This is a genomic window from Streptomyces sp. NPDC005566, from assembly GCF_040605575.1.
GTDB lineage: Bacteria > Actinomycetota > Actinomycetes > Streptomycetales > Streptomycetaceae > Streptomyces.
In genome coordinates this window covers 1-17689 of sequence record NZ_JBEXDB010000028.1, presented here as the reverse complement: position 1 = coordinate 17689, position 17689 = coordinate 1, and the positions used below count along the sequence as shown (strand labels likewise).

General features: G+C 67.7%; 16 protein-coding genes. 5 read left to right on the top strand and 11 right to left on the bottom strand.

Annotated features, from left to right (window positions below; translation table 11 throughout):
- The first annotated feature begins 264 nt into the window (after positions 1-264).
- On the top strand, positions 265-708 hold the full coding sequence (locus ABZS61_RS32020) for a subtilase-type protease inhibitor (RefSeq protein ID WP_356429107.1): 444 nt from the start codon (positions 265-267) through the stop codon (positions 706-708).
- Between the two features lie 825 nt (positions 709-1533).
- On the opposite strand, the gene ABZS61_RS32015 is transcribed toward ABZS61_RS32020, so the two are convergent.
- Complete coding sequence (locus ABZS61_RS32015) at positions 1534-1914, bottom strand: DUF2185 domain-containing protein (protein WP_356429104.1); 381 nt, start codon at positions 1912-1914, stop codon at positions 1534-1536.
- A 173-nt stretch (positions 1915-2087) separates the two neighbouring features.
- Positions 2088-2237 carry a hypothetical protein gene (locus tag ABZS61_RS32010; RefSeq protein ID WP_356429230.1) on the bottom strand — a complete coding sequence of 50 codons (150 nt, stop codon included), beginning with the start codon at positions 2235-2237 and terminating at the stop codon, positions 2088-2090.
- A gap of 195 nt (positions 2238-2432) precedes the next feature.
- On the opposite strand from ABZS61_RS32010, the gene ABZS61_RS32005 reads away from it, so the two are divergent.
- From ABZS61_RS32005 to ABZS61_RS31995, 3 genes are all read left to right on the top strand, one after another.
- On the top strand, positions 2433-3170 hold the full coding sequence (locus tag ABZS61_RS32005) for a hypothetical protein (RefSeq protein ID WP_356429101.1): 738 nt from the start codon (positions 2433-2435) through the stop codon (positions 3168-3170).
- A gap of 763 nt (positions 3171-3933) precedes the next feature.
- Positions 3934-4161, top strand: coding sequence for a DUF5133 domain-containing protein (locus ABZS61_RS32000; protein WP_356429228.1), 228 nt, complete (start codon positions 3934-3936; stop codon positions 4159-4161).
- Between the two features lie 330 nt (positions 4162-4491).
- Entirely contained in the window at positions 4492-5589 is a 1098-nt protein-coding gene (locus ABZS61_RS31995; RefSeq protein WP_356429098.1) for a glycosyl hydrolase, read from the top strand.
- Between the two features lie 100 nt (positions 5590-5689).
- On the opposite strand, the gene ABZS61_RS31990 is transcribed toward ABZS61_RS31995, so the two are convergent.
- From ABZS61_RS31990 to ABZS61_RS31965, 6 genes are all read right to left on the bottom strand, one after another.
- Positions 5690-6316, bottom strand: a complete 627-nt coding sequence (locus ABZS61_RS31990; protein ID WP_356429225.1) for an alpha/beta fold hydrolase — start codon at positions 6314-6316, stop codon at positions 5690-5692.
- A gap of 330 nt (positions 6317-6646) precedes the next feature.
- Positions 6647-7705, bottom strand: coding sequence for a LacI family DNA-binding transcriptional regulator (locus ABZS61_RS31985; RefSeq protein WP_356429095.1), 1059 nt, complete (start codon positions 7703-7705; stop codon positions 6647-6649).
- A complete protein-coding gene (locus ABZS61_RS31980; RefSeq protein ID WP_356429092.1) occupies positions 7698-10172 on the bottom strand; it encodes a glycoside hydrolase family 2 protein in 2475 nt (824 codons plus the stop codon). The genes ABZS61_RS31985 and ABZS61_RS31980 overlap by 8 nt, the downstream gene beginning before the upstream one ends.
- Before the next feature lie 44 nt (positions 10173-10216).
- Entirely contained in the window at positions 10217-11095 is an 879-nt protein-coding gene (locus ABZS61_RS31975; RefSeq protein WP_356429089.1) for a carbohydrate ABC transporter permease, read from the bottom strand.
- Positions 11092-12057 carry a sugar ABC transporter permease gene (locus ABZS61_RS31970; protein WP_356429086.1) on the bottom strand — a complete coding sequence of 322 codons (966 nt, stop codon included), beginning with the start codon at positions 12055-12057 and terminating at the stop codon, positions 11092-11094. Before ABZS61_RS31970 ends, ABZS61_RS31975 begins: the two co-directional genes overlap by 4 nt.
- A gap of 135 nt (positions 12058-12192) precedes the next feature.
- A complete protein-coding gene (locus ABZS61_RS31965; protein ID WP_356429083.1) occupies positions 12193-13506 on the bottom strand; it encodes an ABC transporter substrate-binding protein in 1314 nt (437 codons plus the stop codon).
- Between the two features lie 316 nt (positions 13507-13822).
- Here ABZS61_RS31965 and ABZS61_RS31960 point away from each other — a divergent pair, with 316 nt between their 5' ends.
- Entirely contained in the window at positions 13823-14869 is a 1047-nt protein-coding gene (locus tag ABZS61_RS31960; RefSeq protein ID WP_356429080.1) for an ROK family protein, read from the top strand.
- Between the two features lie 136 nt (positions 14870-15005).
- Here ABZS61_RS31960 and ABZS61_RS31955 read toward each other — a convergent pair whose 3' ends face one another.
- The 3 genes from ABZS61_RS31955 to ABZS61_RS31945 all read right to left on the bottom strand — a co-directional run bounded on the left by ABZS61_RS31955 (position 15006) and on the right by ABZS61_RS31945 (position 17068).
- Positions 15006-15317: a hypothetical protein gene (locus tag ABZS61_RS31955; protein WP_356429077.1), complete on the bottom strand. Its 312-nt coding sequence runs from the start codon at positions 15315-15317 to the stop codon at positions 15006-15008.
- A gap of 289 nt (positions 15318-15606) precedes the next feature.
- On the bottom strand, positions 15607-15735 hold the full coding sequence (locus ABZS61_RS31950) for an LPFR motif small protein (RefSeq protein ID WP_356429074.1): 129 nt from the start codon (positions 15733-15735) through the stop codon (positions 15607-15609).
- A 553-nt stretch (positions 15736-16288) separates the two neighbouring features.
- Positions 16289-17068, bottom strand: a complete 780-nt coding sequence (locus ABZS61_RS31945) for a hypothetical protein (protein ID WP_356429072.1) — start codon at positions 17066-17068, stop codon at positions 16289-16291.
- Positions 17069-17689: the final 621 nt, after the last annotated feature.

The window sequence follows — 17689 nt, the reverse complement described above, 5'->3', positions numbered from 1 at the left end:
CGGCCGAAGCCTGCGGTTTCACGCGAAAACCAGATCGGCTTCATCGCAGGTCAGGCGATAGTTCGCGGTTGTACCACTGCAATCTGTCCATATGGCGGACACCCCGCACAGGGCACTCACACCACTTCCGAGCTGGCCGAACGGCCATTCGGTAGGGGCGCTTCACCGCAGTCGGGCCGGAAAGAACTGATCGATGTGCACTCACTCCCTGCAGGCGCAAGACTCCCCACCGAAATCACCACCCCTTGCGAAGGAGTTTCACGCATGCGTTACAACCTCGGCAGATTCTGCGTAATCGCCACGGTCTCCACACTTGCCCTGTCGGGCACGGCGGCCATGGGCGTCGCGCAGGACCGGCCCGCGCGGTCGACCGGCCTCTACGCCCCGTCGGCCCTCGTCCTGTCGGTCGGCAGGGGCACCGCCGACTCGGTGACCGTCCAGCGGGCCGTCACCCTGAGCTGCGCGCCCCGCCCACAGGGCACTCACCCCGCGCCCGCTGCGGCCTGTTCCGAACTTCGCTCGGTCAACGGTGAGTTCGCCCGGCTGACCACGCCCCAGTCGCCTGGGAACTGCACGCGCCAGTGGGACCCCGTCGTCCTCGACGTGACCGGTGTGTGGCAGGGCCGCAGCGTCTCCTGGTCGGCCGGCTTCGGCAACGCGTGTGAGATGCAGGCAAGCCTGGGCGAAGGACCGGTCTTCGCCTTCTGACCCAGCCGTCCGCCCTACGCGGTCGATGCGCCCTCGGTCGGCGGGAACGCCGACTCCCGGGCGACGGGATCGGTCGGCCTCCGCGACTCGTTGTCGCGACACCGTCGCCGTCGTCCCGACCCGCCGTCGGGGCAGCCTCGTTGCCCCGACGGCAGCGGCCTCCGCACCACCACGGAACCAGGTTCCGGTCCGCGTGCCGATCCTCTGGTGCAACGCGCGTCGGACCGGGTGATCCCTGCTGATGCTGACCTGCCCCCGGAAAACGAACGACAGCTCACAGCGCTGGGACGGGCTGTGTGGATGGCGGAGATCACCGGTGCGGGACGGTCGAAGTGGTCCGCCTACTTCCCCGACCCCGGTATGACGACCGAGTTCTCGTGGGTCCGGATCCAGGGGCTGACCGCACGCCGCGACGCCGAGCACCGAGCCGACGCGGTGGTGCACCTCGCATTGGGCAGGAGCCGACCCGTCGGGCACATTCCCGGACGGCCGAACCGCCACCCCGCACTTCACACGCCAAGGAGGGACATGGGCCCTTGCGGTGACGAATGACCCGAGTCGCGGAGAGTGAGTGGGTGCCACTTGCCCGTGCTGGTCATGAGGACGGGTGCGAGCTGCAGCAGCGGAGCGGGCGGGGTGACGAGGGTGTTGGCCCATCGGTAGGCCGCGCTCTTGGACCGTTGGTCGTGGGGGGCTGGATGAAGCCGGGGCGCAGCGCGCGGAGCCGTTGGGGAAGGTGGCGATGACCGCTTTCTCGGTGCGGTCTCTTCCGGAAACCATGGCTCCGGCGCCGGTGCGGACCAGGGCGGCCCAAGACGTGCGCGGCTACTCTTCCTGGCCCGCCCGGTGCCTCGGAGGAACGTAGAACGCGCTTCGGGGGACCTCGCGTCCCGACGTGAGGTCGACGATCACGACCCCCCGGCCCTCGTGCGCGATCTGGAGGTCGGATCCGACCGGAAAGTCGTAGATGCCGATGAGAGCCGGCTCGATGGCGCAGAGCTCGTTGAAATCGGCGAGCGCCCAGTTCTCCGTGTTCGACAGGTAGTCGCTCGTGTCGGTATCGCCCAGGATGCGCCAGCCGTTGTCGGCGGGCTGCCGGGACGGCTTGCGATGCACAAAACGAATCCGGCTCGCGCTGGTGAGAACGCTCTTCGTCACCAAGCTCGCTCCGGCACCGGGGATGAACTCGGGGTACGAACGGGGCATGTTTCCTCCTGCGCTGACCGGAGCTGACCGGAGTGCAGGAGTGTTCCACACCCGCCCCGGCGGCCGTGCGGGCGGGCGGGCCGGTGAGCCCCGGCTCTCTGTCCCTTGCCGGAGCGTCGCCACCTGTCAGGGCGATCTCCGGGTCGAGCGCGCCGATCTACTCTTCGGCCAAGTCAGGGCTGCGCGTTCCGACAATCTCGTGGAGCGTGTCGACGATACAGATTTGTCGACAGTCTGAATGTCTCCGGACAGGGCGACTGCAGGCCGAACGCCCGCCGGTTCCGCAACACAGTTGACTGCGACAGGCCCAGTTCCTTCGCCATCGAGTGTGCCGACCGATGATTCGCGTACATCGGGGTGGACTCCAGCGCCAGGAAGGCCAGCGCGGCGACCTGCTCGTCCGTCACCGTCCGTGGGGCACCCGGACGCGCGCATGTCACCCGTACCAGCCGGATCAGTATGTTCACGACGGCCGAACAGGTGCGTGGGTCCGTCGGGGCCAGTAGATACTGAAGCCGATGAACTCCGACCGTGCGATACGCCTTCGCCGACTCGCCCATACGCTCACGGAACGGTTCGACCCCGGCCTCCGTCGGCACGGTGGGATCGAGGCCGAATGGTCCGGCTCAGCACATTCCTGGACGTTCGTGTGGACTGACGGGCCGACGGTTGCGCAGGTGCAAACCACATGTCAGCAGTCCGATCCGCAGGCCAGCCGGGGTCTTCGGTACGTACGCACATTTTCCGAGGACGCTGTCGCGCTCGGCGCCATCCGCTTGATGGTCCACCCCGCCACCAACACGAGCCGGCGCACCGTCCTCCGGCCGACCGATGTTGAGCAACTGCTGCGGGACGAGCCGTTTCCGGTGCCGCGCACGAACCGAGAACGTGCGCTCGTCTACGCCGTCGTCTACGAGATCCATGACGCACACCACCGAAACCAGGCCCGTGCCGAAGAGATCTGCGAGTTCATCAACCAGTACGGTCTGGCCGTGTTGCTGCGCCGGTGCGGAGCTGAGCTGTCCCCCGTCGAGGTGTTGACCGCCCACTATGCGGCGTCACACGCCCACCCCGCGTGGCGCTACCAGTTGTCTCCGATGGATGCGGATGTACTGTTCCGGGCTGTGCGCGAAGACCCACGTGCATCGGTAGAACAGATCACTGCCGCTCTTGCCCTCCTGCCCGGGCTGCCTGCCGAGTTCACCGAGGGTGGGGACGAACTTCGGGCCCGTCTTGAGACGTCATCTCAGCGGTGATGGATGCCGCGCGAGAAGAGCCATCAGCTCAGGTGATCAGACGAACCAAGGATCTCTGATCACAAGAACGTGACAGGGAAGAGCAGGACCCATTGCCGACGGTCAGGTGATTCCCACTGACGAAATCGTCACCAGTTCGCCGTCCACCCGCAGAGTCTCTGCTTCTCTCGCTGGTCGGGAACCGGCCCGGGCATCGGAAGGCTGCTACAAGTCCCCCGGCGGAAGGAACGGGCTGTGGCCATGACTTCTCTGAACCGTTCGGCGGCGATATGCCTCGACCGGCGAGTCGTCATCGAGTTGCGGGTTCATGCCCATCATCCAGGCCCGGGCGAGACGGCGGTGTACCGGGACCGACGCGCGAGCGCTGATCGTGAAGTCAATCGACGCGCACAGCTGACCCGCTCCCACCACGGCAACCACCATGCCTGACGTACCAGGCAGCCGCCCACACCCTCCACCGGCTCGCGAGCGGAGGCCGGTCCATGAGCACCCCCGATCCCCGCGACCAGATTCCCTTCCCACGCCCCACAACGGCCCACCGCGTGCAGGACCACCCCCGCCGCATTCACCCATGAGCCCGGCGACACCGATCCGGAACCCGTCGTCGGCGCAACCGGCTCCGACACAACTCCCCCGCACAGCGCGGTGCTCGGCCCGACGGACGTCGGCCCGGCCGCATGCCGTGATGCGGGTGGCATGGAGAGGACCACGTGGGGTAGACGGGCCGCCGAAAGACTCGTGAGCGAGCGAAGTGGAGACTCCGGTGCTGATGGCCCATCCCGCGGTACTGCGGAACCTTGTCGATCAGTACGCGACCCTGCGCATTCTGCAGGCAGAGAACGGCACCGCAGAGGTGCAACAACGGATGGACGACATCGCCTACACGCTCTGCGTGGCCACGGGCACCCGGGACATCGACGCCGCACTTATCGCCGCACGTCACCAGTTGCCCGGCGCACGCCCCCAGGACGACTCCGTCCTCACCACCTGAAGGAGCCGAGCACAGCAGCCGCCCCCGCAGGATGCGGGGGCGGCTTCGTTTGCACGCCACGCCCGACAAGCGTGAGCCCTGTGGTCGTTGAGCGGAGACCTGTTCCCGTGACCGGCGGGCGCTGTCACGGCCGGGGGCGGTTCCAGGGCCTGCCGACGGTGCTGCAGGCCCTCTCCGTGGTTGCGTCGACGGATGGATGCCCAAGGATCCGGGGCGGGACTGCACGTACGCGATTCGGGCCGCAGCATGAAGCGCACATTGGGGACAAGTAGCGAAAGCCGTGCAGCGTTTAGGAAACGTTAAGTAAATAATGTTGTCGGTAAGTAACGGATGGCGTCGGGAACCATTGACGAGCGCCGAGAAAGCGGCCACCTTCATGGCATCAAGCATTTCCGAACCTCTGTGAAAGCCGGGATGCCCATGAGAAGAACTCGACGCTTCATCACCTCTGCGGTGACTTCCGCAGCCGTCTTCACGGCAGTATTCACCTGGCCGGCGACGGAATCTGCGCAAGCGTTTCCCGCGACCCCCAAGCAGACTGTGGTGAACTATCTGCGCTCCATCTCCGGAAACAACATCGTTTCCGGGCAGCACAACAAAGAGCCTGCTTCCGCTCCCGGGCAGTACACGCAACAGGTCAAGGACGTCACCGGGCAGTACCCCGGCTTGTGGGGCGGTGACCTGATGTTCAACGCCGCGGACGTGGCCAATCGCCAGCGCGTGGTGGACCAGGCGAAGACCGAGTGGGCAAACGGGTCGCTCGTCGCTCTGACCTGGCATGTCTGCCCGCCCACAGGCGGAAGCACCTGCGCGTTCGAGGGCGGGGTGAAGTCGAACCTGTCGAACGCCCAATTCTCGCAGGTCCTCACCGACGGCAGCTCACTGAACAAGGCGTGGAAACAGCGTCTCGACGAGGTCGTTCCGTACCTGCAACAGTTGAAGAACGCGGGAGTCCCGGTCCTCTTCCGACCGTTCCACGAAATGAACGAATCGTGGAACTGGTGGGGGAACCGGCCGGGTTCCAACGGCAGCGCGCGCCTCTTCCAGATCACGCGTGACTACCTCGCAGGAAGCAAAGGGCTGGACAATCTGATCTGGGTGTGGAACGTGCAGGACAATCCGGCCGGCGGGTGGAGCAATTACTACCCCGGGGACCAGTACGCCGATGTCGTTTCACTGGACGTCTGGTACAAGAGCCACCCGAGTGCCGCCGATTACCAGCAGATGAGGAACATCGCCGGGACAAAGCCCATGGCGATCGCGGAAATAGGCAAGATGCCGACCGCCGTGATGCTGCAGAGCCAGCCTCAATGGGCGTGGTTCATGATGTGGTCGGAGCATCTGCGCGGGAACAACACCAACGCCGAAACGCAAGCGGCGTACTTCCACCCCCGCGTCCTGAACCAGGGCGAGGTCCGCATCTCCTGAATGCTCCTGCCGGCGCGGGCTCACGGCTCCCGATCCGGGACGGTGCCATCGGGGCCGGGCGGCTGACGCTACGGGCCTGATCCACATCGGTTCCGGGCGGTCACAGCCATCCGCGCAACCCGCGGAGGAACCCGACAGGATCGTCACGGTGGACGGTGTGTCCCGCACCGTCCACCGTGCGCGTGTGCCAGCCCCTGCTGCGCAGTGTCACGGCCTCGGCCGGTGGGATCCGCTCGCTGGGGTCGGCCAGGAGAATGAGCGAGGGTGCGGCAGGTGCACCGGGCAGGCCGGGCAAGTACCGGAGAGCGGCGACGGAAGCCGGGTCCCAGGTCGCGAGGGCTTGATGCTCGGCGGTGACGTCGTCGTCGCGCCAGCGCGGGTGCGCGGCACGCAGTTCCCGCCAAGTGGCGTGCTTGGCGGCCCGCAGGGCACTCAGGTCCCGGGGCCGGCTCAGCCATGCGGGGTCGCAGTGGATCGTGCGGGCGCAGCGCAGCTGCGGTGAGGCGAGCAGCAGTGCGGCTGAGCCCAGTGAGTGGCCGATGGCGAGATCGGGAGTCGACGGCAGGGTTTCGATCAGGTCGGCGGCCAGGGCGGCGGGGGTGTAGGTGTCGGCATGGCAGCTTGCGCCGTGGCCGCGCAGGTCGACGGCGACGACCCGGTAGCCATGGTCGGCGATGGCTGGTGCGACATGGATCCAGGTGCGTGAGTTCGTCATGATGCCGTGCACCAGCACTGCCGTGCGGGTGCCGTTCCCCCATACCCGGGTGGCGAGCCTCACGAGGCCGCGCCGAAGGTGACCCGACCGCGGTGGAGCACCGCTCCCGCGCCGGTCACCTCACGAGGGCTTCCGGCGGGCACGAACACGGCGGCGCCCGTCAGGAGGGCGGCCAAGGCGCTTCGGCAGTGTCGGGACACGGCGGGCCTGCCTTTTCGGCTCGGAGGAGGAGGAGGAGGAGGAGGAGTGGGAGGAGTGGGAGGAGTGGGAGGTAAGTGGCCGAAGGCCGGCCCGGTTCGTGGAGTTGCGCATCCGGGCCGGGCCACGGGTCCGGCGGCAACGTCAGTCGGTGGTCTCCTGCGGGGGTGCACTGCTGCCGCGGGGCACCAGTACGGGGGGCGCCGCCGGACCGGACGACGGGTTGCGGCGCTGAACGACGTCGAACAGCCGACGGGTCACTTCGGCGCCGAAGCCGAACACGTCGTGGCTCATGGCGGACAGGGTCGGGTGCGTGAGTTGGCACAGCTGCGAGTCGTCCCAGGCGATCAAGCTGATGTCCCTGGGCACGCTCAGGCCCATCTCGGCGGCCACCGACAGGCCCGCGACCGCCATGATGTCGTTGTCGTAGACGATCGCCGTGGGTCGTTGTGGGGAGGCGAGCAGCGAACGGGTGGCCCGGGCGCCCTGCTCCCCGGAGTAGTCGGTGGTGACGCTGCGGGCCGGCTCCAGCCCGAGTTCCGTCACGATCGCGTTCAGTGCGGCAGTTCGGATCAGGGTGTGGCCGAGCGTCGCATGGCCGCCCACCCGTGCAATCCGTCTGTGTCCGAGGGTGGCGAGATAGCGCACCGCTTCGTGGACGGCGGCCTCGTCGTCGGTCCACACCGAGGTGAACCCTCCGGTCAAGGACGGATGTCCGACCGCGACGGCCGGTAGCCCGAGCGTCGACAGCGCGGTGACCCGCGGGTCGTTCTGCTGGATGTCGACCAGGATGGAACCGGCGATGCGGCGGGCTTGCCACCATGCGCGATGGACGGCGATTTCCTGGTCTGTGTCTCGTACCAGCTGGAGCAGCAGGGAGCACCCGTGCTCCTCCAGGACGGACTCGACCCCTGAGATGAACTCCATGTAGAACGGCTCGAGTCCGAGCTGCCGCGCGGGGCGGGCGATGACCAGGCCGATGGTGTCCGCCGCGCCGGTCGCCGATCCGGACAGCTTGATCGCTGTCTGGCTCGGTACCCAGCCCAGCTCGGCGACCGCCGCCATGATGCGTGTCCGCGTGGCTTCCGAGACGCCGGGGCGGTTGTTGAAGGCCAGGGACACGGCTCCTCGGGACACGCCGGCCAGGGCCGCCACGTCGTTGATCGTGACGCGCCCCGACCGGCGTGTACGGGCATCACTCACGGCCGGCTCCGCTGTTGACGCAGAACAGTGCCGCGCGAGCGGCCTCCGCGTCGGGCTGCGACCAGCCGGTGATCTGCCAGGTGGTGCTTTCGCCGGGCAGCAGTGTCACGCGTCCGTGATCACCGCGGGCGTCCGGGGCCAGCCGGTCGGCCTGGAGCAGCAGGTCCCGAACGAGTCCGGTGGCAGTGACCGTGACCACGACGCCCCTCTCGCCCTCTTCCGCGATGCGGACATCGTAGGAGGCGGCCGGGTAGGCGAACTCGCGGTCCGCGCAGGCGAAGTGGACCGCACGCATGCCGTCCGCGTCCGCGACCAGGAATTCCTGGCGCGCGTCCCCGAACTCCGTGACCGAGTCCGGCAGTCTCTCCAGTGCCACGCTGCGCTCCGCGGCCTTGAGGGCGACCTCGGCGCTGGCCAGCACGGTACCGTCCGCGCCCACCCGGCGGACGGTGACGGAGGTGCTCCAGGGTGCGGAGCCCTGATTGCAGCCCGCGATCACCAGGTCTCCCTCGCGGGTCTGGATCGTCAGCAGCCGGTCGGCATACAGGCGGCGCATCTCGAAGTAGAGGGGCTTGAGCCGGGCGTCGCCGTCGATCGCCGCCCAGGAGGTGACCGGCCAGCAGTCGTTGAGCTGCCACAGCACCGTACCGGCGCAGCGGGGCCAGTGGGAGCGCCAGTGCTCGACCCCGGCGGCTACGGCACGCGCCTGATTCAGTTGGGTCAGGTAGTGCCAGGTGTCGAAGTCGGCGGGTGCCGCGAAGTGCGGGGCCAGTCCTCGGTTCAGCTTGCCGTTGCCGTCTTCGGCCTTCTGGTGGTGCAGCATGCCGGGTGAATCGGCGGTCAGCGGGCGTTCGGACAGGGCTCGTTCCAGGGTGGCGAGCGTCGGCGGCGCCTGCCAGCCGAACTCGGCGACGAAGCGGGGCACCGTGGTGAGGTAGTCGCTGTAGTCACGGCGGTTCCACACCTCCCACGAGTGCGCGGTGCCGTGGTCGGGGTCGTTCGGCGTACGGTCCCATGACCCCGACCACGGGCTGCCTGCCCAGTACGGGCGGGTCGGGTCCGTCTGCGCGACGACGCGGGGCAGCAGACCCAGGTAGTAGCCCTCGCCCCAGGAGTCACCGGAGAGCGCCTGCTCCCACTCCCAGTCGGCGAAGCCCCACAGGTTCTCGTTGTTGCCGTTCCACAGGATCAGCGAGGGGTGGGGCATCAGCCGGGCGACGTTCTCCCGGGCTTCGGCCTCGATCTCCGAACGCAGCGGCTGCTCTTCGGGGTATGCGGCGCAGGCGAACAGGAAGTCCTGCCAGACCATCAGGCCGAGTTCGTCGCAGACGTCGTAGAAGGCCCGGTCCTCGTAGATTCCGCCGCCCCACACGCGTATGAGGTCGACGCCCGCTTCGGCGGCCTGGGTGAGACGGGTGCGGTAGCGGTCGTCCGTGACCCGGGCGGGGAAGACGTCGTCAGGGATCCAGTTCACCCCTCGGGCGAAGACCGGAGTGCCGTTGACGACCAGGGTGAAGGCGCTTCCGTGTTCGTCCGCGGACGTGTCGAGCTCGATCGTGCGGAAGCCTATGCGTCGTTCCCAGGCGTCGAGGATCCGGCCGCCGTCCTCCTCCGTCAGCGCGACCGTGCACTCGTACAGCGACTGGTCGCCGTAGCCACGCGGCCACCACAGCGCCGCGTCCGGGACTCGCACGGTCAACGTCGCGATGTCCTCCCCGGGGGCGAGGGTGACCTCGGAGGAGATGTCGCCGACTGCGGCCACCAGGCGCAGGGGCCGGTTCCGGCCGGTTGCCGAGCGGTCCAGGTCGACGGTGATTTCGGCGATGCCGCTCCCGTCGCCATCGACGGTGACGTGCGGACGGACCTCCGCCAGTCGGGCTGTGGACCACTGCTCGACTCGTGCCTCGCGCCACACGCCGGCCGTCACCAGCGTGGGGCCCCAGTCCCATCCGAACGAGCAGGCCATCTTGCGGATGTAGTTGAACGGCTCGGGGTAGGAGTTGGGCCGCGCACCCAGCGCCGCGCGGACCGCCTCGGCCTCGGTGTAGGCGGAGGTGAAAACGACCTCGAGTGGTGCCGGACCGGCCTCCAGCAGATCGGTGACGTCGAATCGGTAGGAGCGGTGCATGTTCCGGGTACGCCCCAGCAGCCGGCCGGCAGCGTGGACGGCGGCGACCGTGTCCAGCCCGTCGAAGACCAGGTCGGCCCGCTCGAAGGTGGTGTCGCGCCGGGGCAGTTCGGTCGCGTAGGTCCAGTCGGCACGGCCCACCCATGCGGCCTCCGACTCGTTGCGGTCCAGATACGGGTCGGCCAGCAGGTCCGCCGCCATCAGGTCGGTGTGGACGCAGCCGGGCACCTGCGCCGGCACGGTGGTTCCGGCCAGCGCCGGGGGCGCGCCCTCGGGGGTGCCGCGGTCGGTGTTCAGGCGCAGCGTCCAGCCCTGGGACAGCGGCGTGCGGACCTTCATGCGTACTCCTCGAGATGTAGTGCGGGGCGCGATGGGCGGGCGGGTCACTTGGTGGACCCGGCCGCGAAACCGCTGTAGATGAAGCGCTGCAGCGCCAGGAAGACGATCAGGGTGGGCACGATCACGACGATCGTGCCGGCGGAGATGGTTTCCCAGTGGGCGCCGAAGGGGCCTTTGAACCGGAACAGTGCGGTGGAGATGGTGCCTAGTTCGGGGTCCGGCATGTAGAGAAAGGGCACGTAGAAGTCGTTGTAGATCGCGATGCCCTTGACGATGACAACTGTGGCGATGGCAGGTCGCAGCATCGGGAGGATGATCTTCCGGTAGATCGTCCAGGAGTTGGCGCCGTCGATGCGCGCGGCCTCGTCCAGGGAGACGGGAATGGACCGGATGAACTGCAGGAAGATGTAGATCGAGACGATGTCGGTGCCGGTGTAGAGCAGGATCGGTGCCCAGCGGCTGTTGAAGGCGCCGAGATCATCGATCACCTGGAACGTCGCGACCTGTGTGGTCACGCTGGGCACCAGCGTGGCGAGCAGGAAGAGGCCCATCACCAGCTTCTTGAGACGGAACCGGAAGCGGTCGATGGCATAGGCGGTCATCGAGCCGATCAGCACGGTCCCCGCGGTGGAAACCACGAGGATCAGCGTCGTGTTGCCGAACGCCCGCAGCATCGCACCCTGCTCGATGGCGGTGGCGTAGTTGGCGAAGTTGAACCAGTCACCGGGCAGCGACAGCGGTCCGCTGTTCGCCACCTCCGACTCGGTCTTGAGCGAGGTCAGCAGAACGACGACAAGAGGAACGAGGACCACGGCCGACGCCAGGAGCAGTGACAGGTACGTGAGGACGACGGGAATCCTGGCCGGTACGGTGCGGTCGGCGCGGACCGAACGCCTTGACGGGGCGGACATGTCGGTGGTCACGAGAGCTCCACCCTCTCCTCGGGGAACAGCCGGCGCTGGACCCAGGTGATCAGCAGGATCAGGATCAACAGCACGACGGCCGACGCCGAGGCCAGGCCGACCTTGTCGAACTGGAAGGCCAGCTTGACCGTCTGGATGACGAACGTCTCCGTGCCGTTGGCGCCACCGGTCATGATGTAGGGAATCTCGAAGACGGCCAGGGAACCCGACACGGCGAGAATGAAACTCAAGCTGATGATCGGCTTGATGCTGGGCGCGATGATGTGCCGGAACTGCTGCCAGCGGTTCGCCCCGTCCAGCTCCGCCGCCTCGTACAGGTGCGGCGGAATGGACTGGATCGCACCGAGGAACAGCACCATGTTCAGACCCATGAAGCGCCAGACCGACACCCCCGCGAGCGAGGGGTTGGCCAGGTCCGGGTCGCCCAGCCACAGGTGCTTGCCCTCCGCCCCGGCCAGGCGCAGCAGCGTGTCGAGGGTGCCGTCGGGCTGGAAGAAGTACAGGAACACGAATCCGACGGCCACCCCGTTGATCAGGTAGGGAAAGAACAGCAGGCCTTTGAACAGGTTGCGGTACCGGGTGTTGAAGCTGAGGACCGTGGCGAAGTACAGGGCGAGCGCGATCTGGAGGAACGACGCCGCCAGGTAGAACCCGCTGACGAGGAACACCTCGAACCGGGCGGGCTGTGTCACCAGGTCGGTGTAGTTCTCCCCGCCCACGTAGGAACGCAGAGGGCTGATGCCGTCCCAGTCGGTGAAGCTGTAGCCGACCATGTCGGCCACCGGCAGGAACGTGAACAGCAGCAGCAGCGCCAGGGGTGCGGCCAGGAAGAGCCAGGGGGTCAGGGCCGCGGTACGGCGCCGCCTGCCGGCGCGTGGCCTGCCGGGGGCGGACTCCGTCGGCGGTGGCCTTCGCCGGCCAACAGCCGGCCCCCGGGCATGGGTCTTGTGGGCAAGGGTCATCTCATGGTTCCTCGTGGTGGGTTCCCTGGCGGGCGGAGATCGGGGCCGGGGCACGGCGAGCGGTTCACGCGGCGCCCTGCCCGGGCGGGCGGAGCACGCCTGCCCCGGTCGGGGTCTCACCGTGCCGCGGCACGGTCAGCCGCCGAGGGTCTGCTGAGCCTCGGCCCACTTGCCGTTCAGCTCGCCGAAGTAGCTGTCCATGTCCCCGTCGGCCGCGCCCCGGGCGACGTCGACCAGCTTCTGCCGGTAGCCCTGGGCGGTGATGCCGATCTCGGACGCCTTGTCGATTTTGTTGACCTCGACGATGCTCTCCTGCTTCTGCGGAATCATCATGACATCGTTGTCGGAGAACGTCTGGAGTGTGTCCGGCAGCGGAGCGCCCTTGACCGAGGAGATGGACCCTTCACTGGCGGCCTGGCCGGACTTGGTGATGTACCAGTCGAGCCACGCCCGGGCCGCTTCCTTGTTGTCGGAGTGCGCGTTGACCGCGTACTGGTAGTCCGGACGCAGCACGGAGCAGAACGTTCCGTCGCGCTGCGCCGGGAACGGCATGAACGCGATGTCGTCGGGGTTCTTCCCTGCGGCCTCCGCACCGGCCCGCATCTGGGAGATCGCCCAGGACCCCAGCCACATCGATGCGACCTTGCCGGATCCGATCTGCGCCTTGGAGTCTTCCCAGTTGGTCGTGGTCGGGTCGGGCTCGGCCAGCTTCTTCTCGACGATCGAGTAGAGGAGTTCGTCGATCGCGTACAGATCCGATCCGCTGCTCCAGGGCTTCTTGGTCTTCGCCAGGGAGTCGTAGGCCCCGGAGTCACAGGAGGGCGAGCCGATGGCATTCGTCCAGTTGGTGAGCGGCCACCCGTCCTTGTAATTCGTGTAATAGGGGACGGCGTCCGTCTTCGCCTTGATCGTCGCCAGGTCCGCGACGAACTCCTCGGGCGTGACAGGCCAGTCCTTCACGCCGGCCTTCTCCCAGACCGCCTTGTTGTAGACGAACCCGTTCGCCACCCCGATGTTGGCCAGGCCGTAGACCTTGCCGTCCACCGTGGCGTGGTCGGTGTAGTCGAACTTCGCCGACAGGGTGACGGAACCGCCGAGCGGCGCGAAGAAGTTGGGGTACTGCTCGACGGAAAGGGAGTTGGGGATCAGGAGGACATCACCGTAGTTCTCTGTGTTCATCCGGATCTTGGTCTCGCCCTCGTAGTCGGTCAGGCCCTCGAACTTGACCTTCACGCCCGGGTAGAGCTTGTTGAACTCGGCCGCGTACTTCTTCAACGAGCCGTCAGCGATCTGGTCCGTCCTGTTGGTCAGCACGGTGATGCTGCCCGACACCTTCGCGGGATCGCTCGGAGGAGCCGCGATCTCGCCGTTCGGCGCGTCCCCTTGACCGCTACATGCTGTGACGGCGACCAAAGTCGCAGCCACCAGAACCACGCACATTCTGCGCATTTACTCCACCCCTCACTGAACGGCTTCCGGCATCACGCCCAGGGGGGCGCTCAATCGGCTCCCGCTGTCCCGGCCTGATGAGCGCTCAACGTAGAGGCAACACGACGGCAATGTCCATAGACCGGTCCACCCGAATCTGACGCCACTCACAAGCCCCTGAACTGCGACTTTACTAAACGTTGGCTAAATCAATCGCAACTTGAACGCGCTGGTCGAGGAGGTTCCGACGAGGACTGGACAACGTTGTCACACAGTGGTCGGATGTGGTGTCCTCAACCGGACCACACATGCCACTCCGATCCAGAGGGTCATCACCATGAGTAGTCATCGGTCGGCAGCTCCCCCGGACAGCGACTTGGTCGCCGCCCTCGATATCGGCGGAACCAAGATCGCGGGTGCCCTGGTCGACCGGGACGGCGTCCTGGTCCACCGCGTGCAACGCTCGACCCCGGCGCAGGAATCCGCTGACGCACTCCTCGACACGGTGTACGAGGTGGTGAGCGCCCTGGCAGCCAACCCCCTCTGGGGACGCGTACGCGCTGTGGGCATCGGCAGCGCCGGCCCGATCGACCTGACACGCGGATCCGTGAGCCCCGTCAACATCCCTGCCTGGCGGGACTATCCCCTGATCGAGTCCGTCGGAAGGCATCCAGCTCTCTCCCACCGGCATGTGATGCTGGCAGGCGACGCCGTGGCAATGAGCGCAGCCGAGCACCGCCACGGCGCTGCACGCGGGCACGAGAACGCACTGTGCCTCGTGGTATCCACCGGTGTAGGCGCGGGCCTGGTTCTCAACGGCAGCGTGCACCACGGGATCACGGGCAACGCCGGCCATCTCGGGCACATCAGCATCGACTTCGACGGTGACCCCTGTCCGTGCGGTGCGAGGGGTTGCCTGGAGGCAATCGCCAGCGGTACCGCCATCAGCCGGCACGCGCTCGCCCTCGGCTGGCAACCGCCACGAGCAGCGAACGCAGACGCAACGGCGGTGGCGGCGGCGGCTCGAGAGGGGGAACCGGCTGCTCTCGCCGCGTTCGACCGGGCGGCCCGCGCACTGGCGGCCGGCATAGCCGCCACGGCTGCGCTGATCGAGATCGACATCGCCGTGGTCGGCGGCGGTGTGGCTCAAGCCGGCGAGGTGCTCTTCGAACCGCTCGCTCGCCACCTGCGACGCTACGCCGCCATGCCGTTCCTGCAGGATCTGCGTGCCGTGCCCGCTGAACTGGGGCCCGACGCGGGACTTGTCGGCGCCGCGGTGCTGGCGGCAGCCGGAGCACCGACCCTGCGCACTGAGCGGATGAGTCGCTCCACTCCGGCCGCTCGGGCACGTGTGACAGCGGACAGCGACAGACCTTGTCCGTAACTGGGGAACCGCGCAGGCGGGTGGTACCCGCAAGGATCACGCCCGAGGTCAGACGTGAACCAGGCGTTCAGACCGGTCGACGCGGCTACCGGGTCAGTAGTCCTGCTGTCCCGTTCTTACGAATGCGGACCCCATGTCACCCCGTCGACTCGTCCGGCGTGGGGTGTTCCGGGTGGACGCCGGCATTGCGAGCGACGTTGCGGCCCGAGCCGGCCTCGTCAGGGTCGGGCTTGTCGGGGTCGAGCTTGTCGGCATGGGGCTTGTCGGCATCGGGCCCGTCGGGCTCGGCGTCCGGCTTCGCTTCGGGGTGTTCGGCACCCGGCGGAGGAATGACGTCGAGGGCGTCCTCCCCGTCCTGGACCTGCTGGTCCGGCATATCAGCGGGTACCGGGGGCGGGCTGCCCTTCGCCCCGGTGTAGGCGGTTCCCTGTGGCCTGCGGTCGGTCATGTCGCTGCTTCCCTTCTGATGCGGGCGGGGCCGGTGTCGCACCTCGCGTACCCCTTGCGCCCCGGTCGACGCATACCTGTCATCGACCGGTCTTCCTCGACCGCAAGCGCCGGCGGGACCTGACGGCCGCCGCATGAGCGTCCTCGGCGCAGTTCGACGTCCGGCTCCGCGAAGACGCCCGACATCTCCACACTGTGCGGGACGCATCACGCAGACCTCGGAGGCGACCGGGACGCGTACGTCGACGCCTATCGACAGGCTGGGCAGCCTGACGGACGGGTGGCATCGGTCAGTGGTGGCCGCGAGCGGTATCGGAGGCTCCGCCGAAGAGCCGTGCGACAGCACGGAAGGGCAGGGTCACGACGGTAGCAATGGCCCCGCCGACAGAACGAATTACGTCCGCAATTGCCTTGAGCATGGGATGTCCTCCTATTCGGCACCACGGCGCCACAAGGATGCCCCAGTGGCGTTCATCAGGCTCGTACCCGATCGAATTTCGAAGAAACCCCGTGCTTTCCGGCATACATCGGGTAAGCGATTCCCCGCGCCGGAATGCAGCAATGGGTATTCGCCATGGATATCCACCGGGCGGGGAGAGTACGTGCCAGGGGCCGCCGAGGCAGGCGGGACTCTCACATCGGGCTGTGAATGATCACGATTCAGGGGTCGGCGAGATCGCACGGCGAGCAGTGGACTGCGCTGGAGCCGTTGCTGCTGAAAGGTGCCGAGGCGGGGCGGCCACCCGTCCGGCCACGACGGCAGTTGATCGACGGCATACGCGCCCGTGTCCGGACCGGTGTTCCGATCGCGGGACGCCCCCGTCGGGTACGGACCGTGGAGCCGGATCTACGACGTCCACGGGCTCCTCGCCGTGGACCCTGCGACGGCTCGCTGAAGCATGCCGTGCGCGCCCGACTCGGTATGGCGCGAATGCCGACGTCCCGGTCCAGCTGCGATTTCTGCAGCCCCGCTCAGCTGCACGAGCCGGACTCGGTCGCTTCGCGTGCCGCGGCGAGGGCTCGCTGCCTGACTTCACCGAACAACTGGATCATGGTGGCGGCCAGGACGTCGTCCCGGTCGATGGTCCGCCCGTCTCCCGCTCGGGTCGACAGGGCCGGGACGGACTCCGGCACGAACGGGCGCGTGTCAGCCGGTTCGCCCGGCGTCATCAGGGTGACCGTGCCGAACCGGTTGATCCCGCCCTCCCGGACGACCATGGCCGCGTCCCGGGCGAGGTCCGTCAGGAACACGCTCGCAAGCCCGTCCAGATCGCGGACCATCGCCGGGACAGCTGCGGTACCCCGATTGCGCAGCAGCTTCCTGATCCCGACCTCGAACCTGTGGGCGCCCACCACGGCACTGGGCTTGCGTGACCTGCTGCGCTTGGGAGCGCGTACGACGACACCCTCGGCGTCGTACATGACGCCGGTCAGCCCCTTGAACGTAGGACTGTGGTGGTACCACCTGCCTCCCACCTCCAGCTCCACGTCCCGGTCGATGGCTGTCACCAGGTCTCGGGGAAGCAGCTTCTTCCGGGCCTCCTCCCCCGCCGCTCGCAGCGCGCCGTCAATGATGTCCGTCAGTACTGTCCCGGTCACCGCCGCGGCGGCCCGGGCGGCCGACCGCGAGACGTGCAGCGGGGTGACGTCCCTGAACACCGCCTTGACGAGTGAAGGGTTGAACGAGGGAACGTCCATGCCCGCGGCGGACGCGGAACCGGTGTGCTCGGGACGTATGGGCTGTGCGGGCATCGGAAAGGACGCTCCCTGCTGTCGGTATCTATCGGGGCCCGCATCGCCGCGCGGACCCGCTCTCTTGCGCCATCCTCCGCCGATGTCGCGCTCGATCAAACACGGGCGCCGTTCCGATGGCCTGCCCCTGGAGCCGCATGTCGCCCAGCCTCCCCACGGAGCACCGCGAGTCCACCGCGGGCGGCTGTACGAGGTGTCCGGTCAGCACGCAACGGGCTCACTCGGAATTTGGGGCCGTCCTGGCTCAGGCACGTCCCGCCGCGGTACGCCGGTCCGGGTACGGAGCCGTATGCGGACGATCAACTGCCGCCCATCCACGACGGCGGCACATCAAGCGTCACCATCGGCTTCTGCCCCTGGTGCGGACGACGTCTCCCCGAGTCGGAGGGGGATCGACGGTTCGACCAACCGGAACGCCGCGGGATCGATCCGTGGGAGGACGAAGTCCCCGCAGGCCTCCAGGACGACCGCCGGCTCGCCACACCTTCTCAGGGCTGACGAGCCGACAACGCTACGGGTCGATGCACCTAGTACTCCAGCCGTAGATCGTGATCTTCATGTCTGATTCGCGGCTTGTCGTCGGTAATGGCTGGCTTGGGCTCGGGCCTGGTGGCGGCGTCG

What these genes read in the sequence shown, in the direction of transcription:
- ABZS61_RS31965 (WP_356429083.1), bottom strand. Translation starts at nt 13,506, where the DNA reads ATGCGCAGAATGTGCGTGGTTCTGGTGGCTGCGACTTTGGTCGCCGTC.
- ABZS61_RS31960 (WP_356429080.1), top strand. Translation starts at nt 13,823, where the DNA reads ATGAGTAGTCATCGGTCGGCAGCTCCCCCGGACAGCGACTTGGTCGCC.
- ABZS61_RS32005 (WP_356429101.1), top strand. Translation starts at nt 2,433, where the DNA reads ATGAACTCCGACCGTGCGATACGCCTTCGCCGACTCGCCCATACGCTC.
- ABZS61_RS32015 (WP_356429104.1), bottom strand. Translation starts at nt 1,914, where the DNA reads ATGCCCCGTTCGTACCCCGAGTTCATCCCCGGTGCCGGAGCGAGCTTG.
- ABZS61_RS31945 (WP_356429072.1), bottom strand. Translation starts at nt 17,068, where the DNA reads ATGCCCGCACAGCCCATACGTCCCGAGCACACCGGTTCCGCGTCCGCC.
- ABZS61_RS32020 (WP_356429107.1), top strand. Translation starts at nt 265, where the DNA reads ATGCGTTACAACCTCGGCAGATTCTGCGTAATCGCCACGGTCTCCACA.
- ABZS61_RS31995 (WP_356429098.1), top strand. Translation starts at nt 4,492, where the DNA reads ATGGCGTCGGGAACCATTGACGAGCGCCGAGAAAGCGGCCACCTTCAT.
- ABZS61_RS31970 (WP_356429086.1), bottom strand. Translation starts at nt 12,057, where the DNA reads ATGACCCTTGCCCACAAGACCCATGCCCGGGGGCCGGCTGTTGGCCGG.
- ABZS61_RS32010 (WP_356429230.1), bottom strand. Translation starts at nt 2,237, where the DNA reads ATGGCGAAGGAACTGGGCCTGTCGCAGTCAACTGTGTTGCGGAACCGG.
- ABZS61_RS31980 (WP_356429092.1), bottom strand. Translation starts at nt 10,172, where the DNA reads ATGAAGGTCCGCACGCCGCTGTCCCAGGGCTGGACGCTGCGCCTGAAC.
- ABZS61_RS31955 (WP_356429077.1), bottom strand. Translation starts at nt 15,317, where the DNA reads ATGACCGACCGCAGGCCACAGGGAACCGCCTACACCGGGGCGAAGGGC.
- ABZS61_RS31950 (WP_356429074.1), bottom strand. Translation starts at nt 15,735, where the DNA reads ATGCTCAAGGCAATTGCGGACGTAATTCGTTCTGTCGGCGGGGCCATT.